Origin of the sequence: Tateyamaria sp. ANG-S1, from assembly GCF_000814025.1 — a bacterium.
Taxonomy (GTDB): domain Bacteria; phylum Pseudomonadota; class Alphaproteobacteria; order Rhodobacterales; family Rhodobacteraceae; genus Tateyamaria.
Genome location: NZ_JWLL01000003.1, coordinates 791474 through 808982 on the forward strand (window position 1 = coordinate 791474; position 17509 = coordinate 808982).

Consider the following 17509-nt stretch of genomic DNA (forward strand, 5'->3'; position numbering starts at 1 on the left):
CTACCCCTGCACGGCCTCCCACATCTCGATATCACGCTTGTCCGTCCAGATGCGCGGATGGGCAATGCCGCGCGCTTCGTCATAAGCACGAGCGACATTGAAGGGCAGGCAATGTTCGTAGATGGCGTAGTCGCTGAACTTGGGATCGCATTCCGCGCGCACGGCACGCCACGCCTCTTTCAGCGATCCGTTCCGCGCCGCGACACGCGCGGCGGGGCGATAGGTACTTTCGACAAAGTCGCGTGTGCTTTCAATGGCTTTGTTCACCATCTCGGACCCGACCAACGCGTCTCCGCGTCCAGGGGCAATGGCGTCGACATCATACGCCTTGATCGCGTCCAGCGTACCGCCCCAATCACCGAAGTAACCGTCGCCGCAATAGCAGGCCGAGTGGTATTCAACGATGTCGCCGGTGAACATCACGTTCTGGTCCGGCACGTGGATGACGGCATCCCCAGCCGTATGGGCGCGCCCCAGATGCTTGATGTCCACCCGACGGTTGCCAAGGTACACGGTCATGGCATCGGAAAAGGTCGTCGTCGGCCAGGTCAGGCCCGGAATGCTCTCGTGCCCTTCGAAGAGTCGGGGAAAGCGCTGAAATTCGCTGTCCCAATCCTCCTGCCCCCGCTCAGCCACCATGCCGCGCGCCATGTCAGACATAATGATCTGATCGGCGCTATATGCAGATGCACCCAGAACGCGCACTGCATGGTAGTGGGTCAGAACCAGATGCGTGATCGGTTTGTCCGTTACGGAGCGCACTTTTTCGATTACCTTTTCGGCTAGACGCGGGGTCGCCTGCGCCTCGACGATCATCACACTGTCATCCCCGATGATGACGCCGGAGTTCGGATCACCCTCAGCCGTGAAGGCCCACAAACCTTCGCCAATCTCGTCAAAGGTAATGGTCTTTTCCGTCATGTCCCCCTGGGACGCGAAAGCCTTGGCCATGGGTGTGTCCTTGTTTGGCGCGCTACCTTCGCCCGCCCTGTCGTTCGTCCTTCGAAACCGGGTATCAGTTGCTTTTGTAACTAACAACGCAACTCATGCAGTCTGGATCGTTCCAGCAACCAGCCAGCCCTGAACGATCCGACGTGCGGTGTCGGCCACCCTCGTGCTGCCCAGAATGATGATCCCCTACAATCGCTGTCCATGGTCAGAGCTACGCCAACGAGGGTAACCAGAGCACGATCGCCGGGAATGCTACAAGTAGGGCGATGGTGATTGCATCGGCGATGAAGAAAGGAGTGACCCCCTTGAACACATCCTGAACGCTCAGATCGTCCCGAACGCCCGCAACGACAAAGCAGTTCAGCCCGATCGGCGGAGTGATCAAACAGAATTCCGCCATCTTGACCACGAGTATCCCGAACCAGATCGCGCACATGGGCCCCGACATGCCGAATGTGCTGTCCTCGGCACTCACGAACTCGCCCCCGTTCAGGGCCATGACAGCCGGGTAAACGACAGGGAGGGTAAGGAGCAGCATCCCGATGGCATCCATGAACATACCAAGGACCGCATAGGCGAGAAGGATACAAATCAGGATCAGCATGGGCGACACGGTCAGTGACGTGATCCAGTCACTGAAGGCACCGGGCAGGTCTGCAAAGCCGAGGAAGCGGACATAGATCAGCACCCCCCAGATGATGGTGAAGATCATCACCGTCAGCTTGGCCGTTTCGATCAGCGCGTCCTTCAACTCGGACCAGCGCATCCCACGGTAAAGGGCCATGAGGAACACGATAAATGCGCCCACAGCCCCGCCCTCGGTCGGCGTGCCCCAGGCATCGCCAAAGGGATTGTAGACAAAGAAGATAATGATCACCACGACGGCGACGATGGGAAGCGCAGGTGGCAGGGCGATCAGTCTTTCGCGCCACGTGAAACCAGACACGGGCGGGCCAACCGTCTTGAAGATAACTGCAATACCGATGATCAGGACGGCATAGATAAACGCAGAAAACGCACCTGGGATGAACCCTGCCAGCAGCAGCTTACCCACGTCCTGTTCCACGATGATGGCGTAGATCACGAGGATCGCCGACGGCGGGATCAGGGACGCGAGCGTGCCACCTGCCGCCACAACGCCCGCTGCGAACTGCTTGTTGTACCCGATCTTGAGCATCTCTGGGATCGCGATGCGGGCAAAAACCGCTGCGGTGGCGACGGACGCGCCTGACACTGCGGCGAAACCCGCAGTCGAAAACACCGTAGATACGGCTAGACCACCCGGAACCCAGGCAATCCACTTCTTGGCCGCATCGAACAGTGCCGTGGTCAATTTGGCGTAGTATGCAAGGTAGCCAATCAGGATGAAGGTCGGAATCAGGCTCAGCGCGTGGGCCGAGACCTTGGAATGCGGCACCTGTCCGGCGATCTTGACGCTGATCTCAAAAGCTTTCCAAAACCGGTCTGGCGCGTAGTCAAAGCCGTTCCAGCGAAGCCAGACAAGACCAACGAACCCCGCCAGACCTGCTGCGAAGGCTACGCGCATGCCCAGAAAAACAAGGCACAGCATCCCGCCCGTGGTCCACAGGCCAATGGTGATCGGATCCATCAGTCCGCCCCTTCCAACGCTTCAGCTTCGGCTTTGGCTTGCGCGGCCACACTTTGGATCAAAGGCACCGCGACGGGACGTTCGAGGTTCAGCCAAAAGGCCCGCGCGTAGCCGACTGCTTGTAGAACAAGCCGCGCGCACAGCACCGCAAAAGCGATGGGCACAAGGAGTTTCGAAGGCCAAATTGGCATCGAAATGTCGATGGAACTGTCGCGGCTGCACAATGGCCGCGCACAGTCAAAGGACCGGTCGAAATGCGCCCAAGACCCCCAAACCAAGGCAATCATTAGAACAAGGATGAGCACGACCATAAGCAACTCAACCAACCACAGCACCCGCCCACGCATCGCGCCAACGATGATATCCATACGAATGTGGCTGCCGTTGCGCTGCACATACGACACTCCCATGATCGCGATCAGCGGCATCAACGCTTCGATATAGTCGACATAGCCAAGCAGCGGTTTTTCAAAGAACTCGCGCGCCGACACAGAGTAGGCGGCAAGAAACATCAATGAAAAGGCGGCGAACCCACTCAAGAGCGCCATGATCTTCTCTACGGGCAACAAGGCCCGGTCCAAGCGGCTCAAAATGCTGGAGTCCTCCAGCACTGTGGATGCACCTGCCATGCCCTGCCTCTCTTGTCGTTTACAGACATGCGGTGCGTCCACAGGCATAGCCCAAAGCCGCACCGCACTCTGAGATCAGCTGCCGCCCTTGGCGTCAGCCAGCGTGTTTACAACCAGGTCATACAGCTCCTGACCCGGAAGGCCCTGCGATTCCATATCGGCAATCCAAGCATCACGCGCAGGCTCTGCTGCCTTGGCGCGGAACTCTTCGATCACCTCTGGTGCAATCTCGACCTTCTGAACACCCTTTTCCTCCAGCACGCTGTCCCAGCGCTCCAGCAGTTCGGCGTAGTTGGCAAGGTAGTGATCAATCGCCTCGGACACCGAACTGTCGAGCGCCGCTTTGTGCGCGTCCGACAGGCTGTCATAGGCGTCGATGTTGACGACCACCGGGCAGTTCACGGTGCCGGGGTTCAGGTTGGCCGTCCACCAATCCGCCTGGTTGATCGTGCCGAAGGACAGGTGCGCGTGCTGAGCGAATGCAACCGTATCGACCACACCAGACTCCATTGCCTGATAGGCCTCAGTTGCTGTGACCGATGTCGGCACACCGCCAACACTTTCGAAGGCTTTGCCCAGCCCACCGGTCGCACGCACCCGCATGCCATTGAAATCGGCGAGGGTTGTCTTGGGATCACCCGTACCCACCAGATTATACTGTGGCATGGGCGACGTCATCAGCAGCTTGGCGTTCCACTGCTCCATCTCTTCCACGGCAGCAGGATGCTGGTAAACAGCCGAGGCGACAGCCACTTCCTGCTCCAGGTTCTCAACACCCAGGAACGGCAGTTCCAGAACAGTGATCACGCGGTTCTTGTCGCGGTGATAGCCCGCGCAGAACTGCGCCATCTCAAACGCGCCGATCGAAATACCGTCAAGGTTTTCACGGTTCTTCGACAGACCGCCATAGCTGATGTTCATGGTGAACTCGCCACCCGTCTTTTCAGACACCAGCTCGGCCAGCTTCTCAATATGCTCGGTAAAGGCGCGGCGCTTGCCCCATACGGATACATTCCACTCGGTCGCGGCGGCTTCGAGTGCGAATGTGCAGGAAATGGCGGCGGCAATACCGCCGACTGCGATTTTGTTCATGATATCTCTCCCTTGATGCGGGGCGTGTCGGCCCGCTTGGTAAAGAGGCTAGCGTGGCGATGCGACGCTGCCAAGAGGGGTGCGGATGAAGGGCTCATCTTGAGCGCGGACCCGTCTTGTCCGATCGTTTTTGCGGATGATGCCTATACAACCATCGTCGCATTTATTTCCTTCTGCGACACGTTGCGTATTATCACCGTAAGAGAGGGAGGAGGCTCGCCAGCTTTTTGGCGGGATACGCCGTGTGTGCGCCTCCGATCATAGGGATACACGACCGGGAGGAACCATGTCGGACACCAAAGCCCACGCGCCAAACGCAGAACTGGCCGCCAACGCCCATGTAGATGCTGCAAAATACGAAGAGATGTATGCGGCCTCCATCGTCGACGCGGCGGCCTTTTGGGACAACCACGGCAAGCGCGTCGATTGGATGAAACCCTACAGTCAGGTCAAAGACGTCTCTTACGAATTCGGGAATGTGTCGATCAACTGGTACAGCGACGGCACCCTGAACGTCTCGGCCAACTGCATCGACCGGCATCTGGCCACACGCGGGGATCAGACAGCCATCATCTGGGAACCAGACAGCCCGGAGGATGAGGCCAAGCACATCACCTATCGTGAATTGCACGCCGAAACGTGCAAGATGGCCAATGTGCTCAAGGGGCTTGGCGTGGGCAAGGGTGACCGGGTTGTCATCTACCTGCCCATGATCCCGGAAGCGGCCTATGCCATGCTGGCCTGTGCGCGGATTGGGGCCATCCACTCCATCGTGTTTGCAGGCTTCTCGCCCGATGCGCTGGCTGCGCGTGTGTCCGGTTGCGATGCAAAGGTCGTGATCACCGCCGATGGAGCACCGCGCGGCGGCCGCGTGACAAACCTTAAGGACAACGTGAACCAGGCTCTGATCAATGTGATCGACGACACCAAGTGCCTGGTCGTCAAGCGCACCGGCCAGCAGATCGCCTGGCGCAACGGGCTGGACCACTGGCTGCATGAGGAAGCCGCAAAGGTTGATGCCGATTGTCCGGCTGAGGAGATGGGGGCTGAAGATCCGCTGTTCATCCTCTATACCTCAGGTTCCACGGGTCAGCCCAAAGGCGTGGTGCATACGACTGGCGGATACCTGGTCTATGCCTTACTCACCCACGAGATCACGTTCGACTACAAGGACGGCGACATCTATTGGTGCACCGCTGACGTAGGATGGGTCACGGGGCACAGCTACATTGTGTATGGCCCACTCGCGAACGGCGCCACGACGCTGATGTTCGAAGGGGTGCCGACATATCCAGACGCCTCTCGCTTCTGGCAGGTCTGTGAAAAGCACAAGGTCGCACAGTTCTATACCGCTCCGACGGCCATCCGTGCGCTGATGGGGCAAGGCAATGACTATGTGACCAGGTGCGATCTGAGCAGCATCAAGGTGCTGGGCACAGTCGGTGAACCGATCAACCCCGAGGCTTGGAACTGGTACAACGAGGTTGTCGGTGGCGGGCGCTGCCCGATTGTTGACACCTGGTGGCAAACGGAAACCGGCGGTCACTTGATGACCCCCCTGCCCGGCGCGCATGCGACAAAACCGGGGGCGGCGATGAAGCCATTCTTTGGCATCCAACCCCTTGTCCTCGACCCAACAAGCGGCGATGTCATCGAGGGCAACGGGGTCGAAGGAGTGTTGGTCATCGCTGACAGCTGGCCCGGACAGATGCGAACTGTCTGGGGCGATCACGAGCGGTTCGAGAAAACCTATTTCTCGGACTACAAAGGCTACTACTTCACCGGAGACGGCTGCCGCCGGGACGAGGACGGTGATTATTGGATCACCGGCCGCGTCGATGATGTAATCAACGTGTCCGGTCACCGCATGGGCACGGCCGAGGTTGAAAGCGCACTGGTTGCCCATTCCAAGGTGGCCGAGGCCGCAGTGGTCGGCTACCCGCACGACATCAAGGGGCAAGGGATTTACTGCTATGTCACCCTGATGAACGGCCAGGAACCAAGCGAAGATCTGCGCAAAGAGTTGCGAACCTGGGTGCGTAGTGAAATCGGGCCCATCGCCTCACCCGACCTGATCCAGTGGGCCCCCGGCCTGCCCAAGACACGGTCAGGCAAGATCATGCGCCGCATCCTGCGCAAGATTGCCGAGGATGATTTTGGCGCGTTGGGGGATACGTCCACTCTGGCCGATCCATCAGTCGTCGATGACCTGATCGAAAATCGGATGAACAAGGCATAACAACGGGGCCAGAAAGGCCCCCGCCCATGCCGCGTGGAAAGGTCACATCATCCATAGATGTGGTACAGAATGGTATTGCCCACACCCACGACCCGGTTCAAATCGGTCAGGACCCCAAGCCTGATGGCTTACAACATCAACTGGTCCGCACCGGCGCGTCGAACGTGCGGATCAGTTGGCGCACCTGCTTAAATTCGATAAAATCTTCCGTGTCTTGAACATTTCAAGACAACAGCAAATGACTCTTAGCGCTGCCACATACATATTGCGCCAATCAAATTGCAGATCGCGCCACAGCTCTGGCATTGATTGCGCATACACGGCACAGTGTATGCATGACGGCAGCGCAGGACACCTACTACAAAATCTCGAGAACGACCGAACAGTTGTGTGGCCTGCTTCATGTTGACCCCACAGCAGTGATGCGGCGGATGCGCTTTCCAGCGGACTTTCTGCAGAATGAAGGACGCGGGGTGAATGCAGCGGACTATTTCGCAGGTTGGAACGCAATTCTGGCCGAGGCGAACCGCGATGACACGCCGCTTTTTCTTGGCCGCGCCTATGCCCGTGGGCCATTCAATCCAGCATTTTTTGCGTTTACCTGCAGCCCTTCTGTAGCTGTTGGGCTAGAGCGGCTGTCGCTGTTCAAACCATTGACGGGACCGCTGTACCTCGGCCTCAGACGAACATCGACGCAAGCTCTTGAAGTCAGGAAGTCTTCGAACCAACCAAACCTGCCGCTGCCCTCAACATTTGGCGCGACGGAGCTGGTGTTTCTGACGGAAGCCATCCGTGGGTGTACGGGCCATCACGTTACACCACTTGAAGCGCAATTGCCCGAGCGCTTGCCATGCCACAACGCGCTCGAAGACTTCCTTGGCGTGGAGGTTGCTATTGGCGGTCCAAACCGTTTGACGCTTGCCCAGGAAGATGCAGATCGCAAGCTTCTGTCCGCAGACCCCGCACAATGGGCGCAGCTGGAGCCGAATTTCAAACGTCAGATGCGACTGCAAACCGAAGAACTCGCCGTTTCCGCCAGACTGCGCGCAACCTTGGCCGAGATGCTGCCTGCGGGGGAGGCGACGATCGAAGCGGCCGCAAAACGGATGCGCCTCAGCACACGCAGCATGCAGCGCCACCTGAGAGATGAGGGAACGCGGTTTCAGCAGGTACTCGACAGCACGCGAGCCGATCTGGCGCGTGAATACCTGACCTCGACCGACCTGAACGTGGCGGAGATCAGTTACCTGCTGGCGTACCGCGATCCAAACTCGTTTTACCGCGCTTTCAGCGCCTGGACTGGACAAACCCCACAAGCCATGCGCGACAACTCAAACAACTAGGTCTGCGCCGTGACATCATGGCGATAGACCCAGTCCTGCCGCGCATGGATCATGCCGGGGGCCAAGCGTGCGCCCAGTGCCATTGGTCCGTAGAATCCGATGCGCCCCAAAGTGGACGCCTTGTGAAACATCCGCGCATTTGCTGCTGACCCGGCCTGTATCCGCGCTGTGCGGTCGATGCGTTGGTCAAAATACTGCCCGAGTGCGCGCTCTGTATCAGCGGCTCCATCCAGAACCGCCGCAAGCGTCCATGCGTCTTCCAATGCCTGCACGGCTCCTTGCGCCATCGACGGCAGCATCGGATGTGCGGCATCACCCAAGAGCGTAACGCACCCGTCATGCCAGAGCGGCAACGGGGCCCTGTCGAAAAGGGCCCAGCGGTTCAGTATCGGCGCGCGTTCTATCACCCCAACGATCACCGGATCCCAACCTGCGAAAGCCGCTAGGGCGTCGTTGCGGTCACCCTCAATACGCCAACCTTCCGGGGCCGGTTCATCCTGTTCAACCATGCCAACAAAGTTGGCCATTGTGCCCGCGCGCAGCCAGGTCGTCACTGCGTGGCGCTTGTTGCCTGCCCAGACGCAGGCGGTTGGGGGCGGCGGGGTGGCCAGGTCAGTCAGTGGCACCACCGCCCGCCATGCGACATTGCCAGTATAGCGTGGCGATTGCGGGCCAAGAATCTGGCGGCGAATGACAGAATGCAAACCATCCGCACCAACAATCAAATCAGCGGATTGCGTGTCGCCATTTTCAAAACGCACGTCACCCGACCGGGTGTAGCCCGAGACCGGGCAACCCGTCTGCACCGCGTCAGGCGCAAGCTCCGCCAGGCGGACTGCCAGGGCATCAACCAGATCAGCGCGATGCACGTGAAAATAGGGTGCACCCCACCTCTGCCGCGCGTAGCCCTTCATCCGCAAGCGAAACACCTGTCGGCCCGAGACCCCCAGGCGCATCTCGATCGCTTCAGGTTCGAACACCGCAGAGGACAGATGCTCAGCCACGCCCAGCGCTTCAATGACCCGCCAGCCATTGGGCGAGATCTGAAGCCCGGCCCCAACCTCTGTCAGAGCAGCGGCCTGTTCAAACACCCGAACAGTCCAGCCACGCAGGCGCAGGGCAATTGCCGCCGACAGACCACCGATACCGCCCCCTACGATGATTGCGTTCATGTCAGATGCCCTTCGCGCTGCAAGTCATCTATGCGTGCAGCGTCGTATCCAAGTTCGGACAGTATCGCATGACCATCCGCGCCGGGCGCACCGGGTTCTGCAGGCACGCGCGGAACCGATCTGCTGAAACGCGGGGCGGGTGCGGCCTGCACAACGCCGTCCACGGCGACATACGTGCTGCGGGCCGCGAGATGCGGATCACGCGCGGCCTCGGTCATCGACAGAACAGGCGCAACACAGGCATCCGTACCCGCAAAGATGCCAACCCACGCATCCCTTGGGCGGCTGGCAAACAGTTCCGCAAACACTTTGGTCAATGCGCCCCACTGCGTACGATCATTCTGATCGGGCAGAGAGGCAGCATCCAAGTCTAACCCCTTGAGCAAGGCGGCATAGAATTGCGGCTCAAGCGCTGCCACCGCAATATCGCGCCCGTCCGCGCATCTATAGCACCGGTAGAACGGTGCCCCGCCATCGAGCCAGTTTGTGCCGGGTCGGTCGGACCAAAAGCCATTGGCCATGAAACCGTGCAACAACCCCATCATGGCCGGAACACCATCGATCATTGCCGCATCGACAACCTGTCCCTTGCCCGTGCGCCCACGCGCGATCACCGCAGACAGAATGCCAAAGACAAGGAACATGCTTCCCCCACCGTAATCCGCGACCAGGTTCAACGGCGGCTTTGGCGGGGCGTCAGCCGTGCCCATCAGGCTCAAGACACCGGTTTGCGCGAGATAGGTCAGATCATGACCCGCCGTCTGTGCAAGCGGCCCATCTTGACCCCAGCCAGTCATCCGACCGTAGATCAGCTTGTCGGGTAGGTCATCTGGGCCAAGCCCCAACCGCTCCATCACCCCAGGGCGGAAGCCTTCGATCAGGATATCGGCCCGCGCAATCAGATCGCGTGCGACTGCAATACCTGCCGCAGACTTGAGGTTCAGGGCGATGGAGCGTTTGCCACGTCGGTTGATGTCCGACGAATCCTGCCGAGCGGACGCGCGGTCAATGACGATGACCTCTGCGCCCATGTCCGCCAGCAATTGCCCAGCAAGCGGTGCGGGACCAAGGCCAGCGATTTCGACCACGTTCAAACCATCAAGCGGCCCTGGCATTGTGCCCACCCTCGCGCTGCCGATATGCGTTTTTCATAAGGGCACATCATCACGCTTGTACGCAAATCACCAGAGGCGCGACTGCCGCATCTTCCAGCCCGGAGGCGTGCGCTGAACCGATGTGATCACGGGGCCAAAGCCTGTAAGACAGCAATCAGCTCTTTGTGCCGGTGGCGGATCGCGGACTGACAGATCCGCACGCGGTCAGGCGAAAAATAGTGTTCTTCATCCAGCACATTCACAGTCCCGATCACCTGTTCGTCGTTCAGGATCGGCATATTCAATGCGGATTTGCAACCAAGGCTTTCGATCAGTGCATGATCGGCAAAGTAGATCGCAAACTCTGCAACCGTGTTCGCCACAAAGGTTTCACCTCGATCAATCACCATCTGGGTCCAGGCCCCTTGCGCCATCGGCTTCGTGCCTGAGACCGGATAGGCCTCAGGGTCCGATGAATAGACACGGCGGGCCAGTCCCGCCTGTCGGTCAAGGACGGTTATGGTGAACAGGCGCCCCCCGACGTCCTCATGCAGGTCAGCAAAGAACACGGCGGGGGACGACACCTCGCTCATTCCTTTTCGACCAGACGGTAGAACACGTAGTCAGAGGTGGCACCGTTCACGAAACCTTGGATAGTGTCGCGCATTGCGACCTGCTTGATGGCCTGGAACATGATGACAAACGGCGCTTCGGCTTGGGTTTCCTGCTGAAGCTCCATGTACATCTCCAACCGTTTGTCACCGTCCTGCTCGGCCAAGGCCGCCATCGCCTTTTCGTTCATCTCTGCCGGTGGCATCCAAGCATTGCGCCACGTGGTTGTGGATGCGTACTTATCGTCTGAGTTGTCGGCGTTGAATGCGAACGCCTTGGCGTTGGAGTGTGGGTCCATGAAGTCGGGCCCCCAATAGAGCATCATCGCCTCATGCGTGCGAGCGCGGTACTTGGTGATGACCTGTGCGCCGGTGCCGGGCACGATTTCAAGATTGATACCCCCCTGCGCAAAAGACGCCTGCAAAGCCTGCGCCATTTCGACAAATGTCGGGGCCGAGATCACATCCATAGTCACGTTGATCGGCGTCTCCACCCCCGCATCCGTCAGGATCTGCTTGGCCTTTTCCGGATCAAAGCTGAATGGCGTGTCAGTCAGCGCACCGGGAAACCCATCGGGCCAGAACGCCTGATGCACCTTCATCTGCCCCTTGAGCATACCGTCGGCCATGCCGTCGTAGTCCACCAGATACCGGGCGGCTTCCCAAACGGCGGGATCGGTCAAGCTTTCGGTTTTCTGGTTAAAGGACACCCAGTGCACAGCCGCCTGCGGATAGGTTTCAACGCGCACCCCTTCGACGCCTTCAAGCCCCGCGATCTGCCCCGGATCGAGGTTCTTGGCCATGTCGATGTCGCCCGCTTCAAGTTGCAAGCGCTGCGTAGCCCCTTCGGGGTTGTGCTGAATGACAACGCGATCCATCGCCGGGCCGCCCTGATAGTAGTCAGGGTTAGCGTTAAGCGAGAGGATATCGGCAGGCCGGTACGTGCCAAGGCTAAACGGACCGGTCCCGGCAGAGTTCCGGTTCATCCAGGCGTGGCCCATATCGCCTTCCAGCTCGTTCGCCATGACCGTTTCCATATCCACAATGGAAGCGGGTCTGGCAGCCAGAACATTCAATACGAAAGACGGGGCAAAATCGCCTTCGTACCGAACGGTCACGGTGTTGCCATCGGCTGTGACCATCTCCTCGATATTCTCGGGCGTCCAACCCAGTTGCTTCAGGATGAAGGCAGGCGCCTTGTCCAATGACACCACGCGCTTCCACGAGCCTACGACGTCCTCGCCACGCAACGGGTTGCCGGAATGGAACGTGACGCCTTCCCGCAGAGTGAAGGTGACGGTCTTGGTCTCGGCGTCGATTTCCCATTCGGTTGCCAGGGCGGGCGCAAGAACCGTTGTGTCCAAAGCATCGTAGCGCACCAGCGTGTCATATGTATTGGCCACATACTCACCCGAACTGAACTCATAGGCTGACGCGGGATCAATCGTCACGATGTCGTCTATGTTCTGCGCAACAACCAGAATGTTGTCTGGCGTTTCGGCATGAAGTGGCATGACCGCGAGGACACTCGCGGCGATGCCTGCAAAAAGATGTGTTCGAAAATGATACATGTATTTCCCTCTTGTTAAATCCCGGCTCAGACCGAAGCCTGCAGCAGATGCTGTGAATATGGATGCGCGGCCTTCATCACGCGCAGATCGGCGACATCCATGATTTCGACAATCTCGCCGTCCTTCATCACCGCCAGCCTATCGCACATGTGCCCCACAACGCTGAGGTCATGAGACACCATAAGATAGGTCAGGCCATGCTCTTGCCGCAGGTCCGCCAGCAGGTTGAGAATTTCAGCCTGTACCGACACATCCAGCGCGGATGTCGGCTCATCCAGCAACAAAAGCTCCGGCTCCGGTGCAAGGGCGCGGGCAATGGCAACGCGCTGGCGCTGTCCGCCCGAGAGCTGGTGCGGATAGCGAAAGCGAAATTTCTGCCCAAGCCCGACATCATCCAGCAGCCGGACTACGCGGGCATCAATATCCTTGAAGCCATGCAATTGCAGCGTCTCGCCCAGCACCGCGTCAACTGAATGGCGCGGATGCAGCGAGGCGTAAGGGTCCTGAAACACCATTTGCACCTGCTTATAGAAGGCCCGCGCGCGCGTCTTTTCAATCGTCCGTTCATCGACAGCGATCCTGCCAGACCAGGTTGGGGCAAGACCCGTGATCGCGCGCAGGATCGTGGATTTCCCTGAACCGCTTTCGCCGACAAGCCCGAAGCTTTCCCCGGCACCCACGTCAAAAGATGCGCCCTTAACGGCATCCACACGGTCCCTGCCACTGCCGAACCAGACATTCAGATTGTCTATGTGCAGCATCGTCATACGCGGCCGCTCACACTTGGCGCGTCGGACCACGCCGGATCACGCTTCAGCACATCCAGCCTGTCGCGGGGTGCATTCAACCGGGGCAGCGAGTTCAGCAAACCGCGCGTATACGGATGCTGCGCATCATGCAGCTTGTCCGCATCGCAGACCTCAACAATCCGGCCCGCATACATGATCAGGACCCTGTCGCAAAAGTCAGCCACAAGGTTGAGGTCATGGCTGATAAAGATCAGGCCCATGCCACGCTCCTTGACCAGCTTGTCCATGATGTCGAGCACCTGGCGTTGCACGGACACATCAAGGGCCGAGGTCGGTTCGTCCGCGATCAGGATTTCCGGATTGGGGATCAGCATCATTGCAATCATAATCCGCTGCCCCATACCGCCCGACATCTCGTGCGGGTAGGCGCGCATGACACGTTCCGGATTGCGGATCGACACAGCCTCCAGCATCTCAAGTGCCTTGGCCCGCGCTTCGGATTTGGAAGCCGTGTTGTGCAGCCGATACGCTTCGATGATCTGGTCCCCGATGGTCATCACCGGGTTGAGCGAGAACTTGGGGTCCTGCATGACCATCGAAATCCGTTCACCTCGCACATCGCGCATCGCTTTTTCGGATTTCTGCAACAAATCCACGCCGTCCAGCTTGATATGGTCCGCCTCAACAATGCCGGGTGGACGGATCAACCGCAGAATGGCGCGACCCGTCATCGACTTGCCGGACCCGCTTTCACCGACGATCCCCAACCGTTCGCGGCCAAGCGTGAACGACACCCCGCGGACCGCATCAAAGATACCCTGACGGGTCGGAAACTTGACCCACAGGTTTTCTATATCAAGAAGCGTATCCATCACTCACCTGCCTTCGGGTCGAGCACATCGCGCAAACCATCACCCAGAAGGTTAAAGGCAAGCGACACGGTAAAGATTGCGAGCCCCGGCATGGTGGCAACCCACCAGTGGTCAAGGATGAAGCGTCGCCCCTCCGAGATCATGGCTCCCCACTCCGGGCTAGGTGGTTGCGCGCCAAGGCCGAGAAAGCCCAGACCTGCGGCCGCGAGGATGATGCCCGCCATGTCCAGCGTCACCCGCACGATCAGCGACGAGATGCACAGCGGCCAGATATGCTTCGTGATGATGCGAAAGCCCCCTGCCCCCTGCAGCTTGATGGCTGAGATGTAGTCGGATGACCGGATGGTCAGCGTCTCTGCCCGCGCAATGCGCGCATAGGGCGGCCAGGCGGTCAGAGAGATGGCGATGACGGCGTTTTCGATCCCCGCCCCCAACGCCGCGACAAAGGCCAACGCCAGAACAAGGCGCGGGAAGGCCAGGAAAATGTCGGTGATCCGCATCAGAACGATATCGACCCAGCCCCCGACATACCCTGAAACAGTGCCCACCAGCAGACCAACAATTGGCGCGATCAAAGCGACAAGCGCCACAATATAAAGTGTGATCCGCGCGCCGTAGATGAGACGGGACAGGATATCGCGCCCCAGGCTGTCCGTGCCCAGCAGGTGACCTTCCGACCCAAGAGGAGCCAGGCGATTGCCAAGGTTCTGCACAAAAGGATCGTGCGGCGCGAGCAATGGCGCGGCCGCAGCAATCAAGACAAGTGCCAGCAAAATGCCGAGGCCGATCATCGCCATCGTGTTCGAGCGAAAGGCAAGCCAGCCCTGGTAGAGCGCGGACAGCTTGGCATGTCGGCGCGATGTGGGCGTGTCGGTCAGCAACCACTGGCGAAGTGTCTGTTCCGTCATCAATTCGCCCTCGGGTCAAAGACCTTGTAGAGCAGGTCGGAGAAGATGTTCAGCAGGATAAAGATCAGGCCCACGACCACCGTACCGCCAAGTACGGCGTTCATGTCTGCGCTCAGCAGCGCCGTGGTGATGTAGCTACCGATCCCCGGCCAGGAAAAGATGATCTCGGTTAGCACCGACCCCTCGAGCAGGTTGGCATAGCTCAAAGCGATTACCGTGATCAGTTGCACGCGGATGTTCTTGAAGGCGTGTTTCCAGATCACGTCCCATTCCGACATGCCCTTGACGCGCGCTGTGGTGATATACTCCGCGCTCAGCTGCTCCAGCATGAAGGACCGCGTCATCCGGCTGATATACGCGAGCGAGAAGTATCCCAGCAGCGACGCCGGCAGGATGATGTGGCTGAAGGCGTTCTTGAAGACGTCCCAATTGCCGTCCAGGGCTGCATCGACAAGGATCAACCCCGTCACGCTGGGCACCACATCGACATAGAAAATGCCAACACGCCCCGGTCCGCCGACCCACCCCAGAATGCCATAGAAGATGAGCAACCCCATCAGACCAAGCCAGAAGATTGGCATGGAGTAGCCGACCAACGCCAAAACACGCGCAACCTGATCAATCCACGACCCCTTGCGCGCAGCAGCAACGACCCCCAGCGGCACTCCGATCACGATCCCGATGATGATACCCAGCGTTGCCAGCTCAAGCGTTGCAGGAAAAACGCGCGCGATGTCCTCGGACACGGGCCGTGCATTCAGAAGTGAGGTGCCAAAATCCAGATGCAGCACATCCCAGATGTAATACCCGAATTGAACAACGAGCGGCTTATCAAGGCCGAGCTCAATAAATACGGCATCGTATGTCGATTGCGATGCGCGTTCGCCCACAATCGCCAGGACCGGGTCAATCGGCATCACGCGACCGATGATAAATGTGATGAATAGAAGGCCCAGCATCGTCATCGCGATAGAGCCGATGGTGAGCAAAGTCGTTTTCAACCAAGGAGGAAGGGACGCGCTCAAGCGCCCCTTCCCATTGCCTTCAGTGACGGCCATTTACTTTGTGACCTGCCAATATGCAGCCGACGTTACGGCCTGACCGGTCGACCAGTCGGTCACGTTGTCCCGCAGCGCAGATTGTTCGATCTGCTGGAACATGATGACAAAGGGCGACGTTTCGCGGAACTCGGCCTGAATGTCCTGATACATCTGGATGCGCATGTCGCGGTCGTTCTCGACCACTGCCGCATCAACCTTTTCCGTCAGACCGCCGGTGTCCCAGCTGTTGCGCCAGGCCAGAAGGCCCGTTGCATTGGCCTCGTCAGAGTTGTCCGGGTTGTAGGCAAATGTACCTGCATTGGTTTGCGGATCAGGATAATCCGGTCCCCAGGCACCCAGGTACACATCAAGTTCACGCGCCCGGTAGCGCCCAAGGATCTGCTTGGCCGTGCCCACGGTGATGTTGACCTTGATGCCCACTTGCGCGGCCGCGTTCTGGAAGCTCTGACCAATCTCGATCCGTTCCTGTGCCTCACGTACACCGATCTCGATCTCAAGGTCCTCGACGCCAGCGGCCTCCAGCAACTCCTTGGCCTTTTCGATGTTGTAGGAGAATGGGTTTTCCTCGGACGCGCCCAGGTAGGTCGCCGGCAGGAAATTCTGATGGATCGTGTATTGCCCCTTCAGGAAGCTGTCCCGCATGCCTTCGTAGTCGATCAGGTATTTGAACGCTTGCCGCACTTCGGGCTTGGACAGTTCCGGGTGCTTCTGGTTCAGAGCGATATACATCAGACGGCCCTTGAGCTCGTCCTCAACCTTGACGCCATCCGCTTGCGACACACCGGCGATATCTTCGGGGTTCAGGTTCCGTGCAATATCGACGTCACCGCGTTCCAGCAACAGACGCTGGGACGCGCTTTCCAGAACGTGGCGCACGATCACACGCTCCATCGCCGGGGCACCGCCATAATAGTCCGGGTTGGAGGACATTGTGACGCTCTCGTTTGGCTTCCAGCTGTCCAGCTTGTAGGGGCCAGAGCCTGCTGAGTTGGTCTTAAGCCACTCATTGCCCATGTCGCCATCGACCTCGTTGGCCATGACTGTTTCCTTGTCGACAATGGCACCGATGGTCGCCGTCAAGCAGTTCAGAACAAACGACGTCGCATAGCGCTTGTCTGTGGTGATCATCAGCTTGTTGCCGTCGGCTCGGATCGTCTCTGCCGCGTTCTCTGCTGTAAAACCGAACTGCGTCAGGATAAACGCAGGCGTCTTGTTCAGAATGACGGCGCGCTGTAGCGAGAATGCAGCGTCTTCTGCTGTAACGGGGTTGCCCGAATGAAACGTCACACCTTCGCGCATGGTAAAGGTGATGGTTTTGCCGTCCTCGGACACTTCCCAGCTCTCAGCAAGGTCCGGTTTGTATCCTGCAGCCAAATCGTTCGGGTCGAGCATAACCAGGCGGCTGTATACATTGCGGCTGATGTCGGACCCGGCAAATTCGAAGCTTTCGGCAGGATCAATAGTCGTGATGTCATCAATCCGGTGCGCGATAACGAGCATGTTCGCAGGCGTTTCGGCCACAGCAGAAAGTGATGTCATGCTGACGGCCACGCCCATCGCGACCCCGGTGAGCAATCTTGCAAAGGTATTCATGTGATACGTTCCTCT

Annotated in this window: 15 protein-coding genes; 2 read left to right on the plus strand and 13 right to left on the minus strand. The window is 58.9% G+C overall.

Annotation, left to right across the window (positions count from 1 at the left end):
* From RA29_RS05755 to RA29_RS05770, 4 genes are all read right to left on the minus strand, one after another.
* On the minus strand, positions 1-951 hold the full coding sequence (locus tag RA29_RS05755) for an MBL fold metallo-hydrolase (RefSeq protein WP_039683655.1): 951 nt from the start codon (positions 949-951) through the stop codon (positions 1-3).
* A gap of 211 nt (positions 952-1162) precedes the next feature.
* Positions 1163-2560, minus strand: coding sequence for a TRAP transporter large permease (locus RA29_RS05760; protein ID WP_039683657.1), 1398 nt, complete (start codon positions 2558-2560; stop codon positions 1163-1165).
* Positions 2560-3189, minus strand: a complete 630-nt coding sequence (locus tag RA29_RS05765; RefSeq protein ID WP_039683659.1) for a TRAP transporter small permease — start codon at positions 3187-3189, stop codon at positions 2560-2562. The genes RA29_RS05760 and RA29_RS05765 overlap by 1 nt, the downstream gene beginning before the upstream one ends.
* Positions 3190-3264: 75 nt before the next feature.
* Positions 3265-4281, minus strand: coding sequence for a C4-dicarboxylate TRAP transporter substrate-binding protein (locus RA29_RS05770; protein WP_039683661.1), 1017 nt, complete (start codon positions 4279-4281; stop codon positions 3265-3267).
* 286 nt (positions 4282-4567) lie between these two features.
* Between RA29_RS05770 and acs the strand changes: the two genes are divergently transcribed.
* The gene (gene acs / locus RA29_RS05775) at positions 4568-6520 is read left to right on the plus strand and encodes an acetate--CoA ligase (protein WP_039683663.1); all 1953 of its coding nucleotides are present in this window, start codon (positions 4568-4570) and stop codon (positions 6518-6520) included.
* 335 nt (positions 6521-6855) lie between these two features.
* Positions 6856-7863: an AraC family transcriptional regulator gene (locus tag RA29_RS05780; protein ID WP_039683665.1), complete on the plus strand. Its 1008-nt coding sequence runs from the start codon at positions 6856-6858 to the stop codon at positions 7861-7863.
* Here RA29_RS05780 and RA29_RS05785 read toward each other — a convergent pair.
* From RA29_RS05785 to RA29_RS05825, 9 genes are all read right to left on the minus strand, one after another.
* Complete coding sequence (locus RA29_RS05785) at positions 7860-9035, minus strand: FAD-dependent monooxygenase (RefSeq protein WP_039683667.1); 1176 nt, start codon at positions 9033-9035, stop codon at positions 7860-7862. The genes RA29_RS05780 and RA29_RS05785 overlap by 4 nt on opposite strands.
* Positions 9032-10150, minus strand: a complete 1119-nt coding sequence (locus RA29_RS05790) for a CaiB/BaiF CoA-transferase family protein (RefSeq protein ID WP_039684060.1) — start codon at positions 10148-10150, stop codon at positions 9032-9034. The genes RA29_RS05785 and RA29_RS05790 overlap by 4 nt, the downstream gene beginning before the upstream one ends.
* A 125-nt stretch (positions 10151-10275) precedes the next feature.
* On the minus strand, positions 10276-10713 hold the full coding sequence (locus tag RA29_RS05795; protein ID WP_193743472.1) for a GAF domain-containing protein: 438 nt from the start codon (positions 10711-10713) through the stop codon (positions 10276-10278).
* 5 nt (positions 10714-10718) lie between these two features.
* Positions 10719-12254: an ABC transporter substrate-binding protein gene (locus RA29_RS05800; protein ID WP_241462558.1), complete on the minus strand. Its 1536-nt coding sequence runs from the start codon at positions 12252-12254 to the stop codon at positions 10719-10721.
* Positions 12255-12337: 83 nt separating this feature from the next.
* A complete protein-coding gene (locus RA29_RS05805) occupies positions 12338-13078 on the minus strand; it encodes an ABC transporter ATP-binding protein (protein ID WP_039683670.1) in 741 nt (246 codons plus the stop codon).
* On the minus strand, positions 13075-13932 hold the full coding sequence (locus tag RA29_RS05810) for an ABC transporter ATP-binding protein (protein WP_039683672.1): 858 nt from the start codon (positions 13930-13932) through the stop codon (positions 13075-13077). The genes RA29_RS05805 and RA29_RS05810 overlap by 4 nt, the downstream gene beginning before the upstream one ends.
* Positions 13932-14840, minus strand: coding sequence for a nickel transporter permease (nikC, locus tag RA29_RS05815; protein WP_039683674.1), 909 nt, complete (start codon positions 14838-14840; stop codon positions 13932-13934). The genes RA29_RS05810 and nikC overlap by 1 nt, the downstream gene beginning before the upstream one ends.
* Complete coding sequence (locus tag RA29_RS05820) at positions 14840-15898, minus strand: ABC transporter permease (RefSeq protein ID WP_039683676.1); 1059 nt, start codon at positions 15896-15898, stop codon at positions 14840-14842. The genes nikC and RA29_RS05820 overlap by 1 nt, the downstream gene beginning before the upstream one ends.
* The gene (locus RA29_RS05825) at positions 15899-17494 is read right to left on the minus strand and encodes an ABC transporter substrate-binding protein (protein ID WP_039683678.1); all 1596 of its coding nucleotides are present in this window, start codon (positions 17492-17494) and stop codon (positions 15899-15901) included.
* Positions 17495-17509 lie beyond the last annotated feature (15 nt).

What these genes read in the sequence shown, in the direction of transcription:
- RA29_RS05765 (WP_039683659.1), bottom strand. Translation starts at nt 3,189, where the DNA reads ATGGCAGGTGCATCCACAGTGCTGGAGGACTCCAGCATTTTGAGCCGC.
- RA29_RS05825 (WP_039683678.1), bottom strand. Translation starts at nt 17,494, where the DNA reads ATGAATACCTTTGCAAGATTGCTCACCGGGGTCGCGATGGGCGTGGCC.
- RA29_RS05790 (WP_039684060.1), bottom strand. Translation starts at nt 10,150, where the DNA reads ATGCCAGGGCCGCTTGATGGTTTGAACGTGGTCGAAATCGCTGGCCTT.
- RA29_RS05805 (WP_039683670.1), bottom strand. Translation starts at nt 13,078, where the DNA reads ATGACGATGCTGCACATAGACAATCTGAATGTCTGGTTCGGCAGTGGC.
- RA29_RS05780 (WP_039683665.1), top strand. Translation starts at nt 6,856, where the DNA reads ATGACGGCAGCGCAGGACACCTACTACAAAATCTCGAGAACGACCGAA.
- acs (WP_039683663.1), top strand. Translation starts at nt 4,568, where the DNA reads ATGTCGGACACCAAAGCCCACGCGCCAAACGCAGAACTGGCCGCCAAC.
- RA29_RS05770 (WP_039683661.1), bottom strand. Translation starts at nt 4,281, where the DNA reads ATGAACAAAATCGCAGTCGGCGGTATTGCCGCCGCCATTTCCTGCACA.
- nikC (WP_039683674.1), bottom strand. Translation starts at nt 14,840, where the DNA reads ATGACGGAACAGACACTTCGCCAGTGGTTGCTGACCGACACGCCCACA.
- RA29_RS05755 (WP_039683655.1), bottom strand. Translation starts at nt 951, where the DNA reads ATGGCCAAGGCTTTCGCGTCCCAGGGGGACATGACGGAAAAGACCATT.
- RA29_RS05810 (WP_039683672.1), bottom strand. Translation starts at nt 13,932, where the DNA reads ATGGATACGCTTCTTGATATAGAAAACCTGTGGGTCAAGTTTCCGACC.
- RA29_RS05800 (WP_241462558.1), bottom strand. Translation starts at nt 12,254, where the DNA reads ATGCCACTTCATGCCGAAACGCCAGACAACATTCTGGTTGTTGCGCAG.
- RA29_RS05820 (WP_039683676.1), bottom strand. Translation starts at nt 15,898, where the DNA reads ATGGCCGTCACTGAAGGCAATGGGAAGGGGCGCTTGAGCGCGTCCCTT.
- RA29_RS05785 (WP_039683667.1), bottom strand. Translation starts at nt 9,035, where the DNA reads ATGAACGCAATCATCGTAGGGGGCGGTATCGGTGGTCTGTCGGCGGCA.
- RA29_RS05760 (WP_039683657.1), bottom strand. Translation starts at nt 2,560, where the DNA reads ATGGATCCGATCACCATTGGCCTGTGGACCACGGGCGGGATGCTGTGC.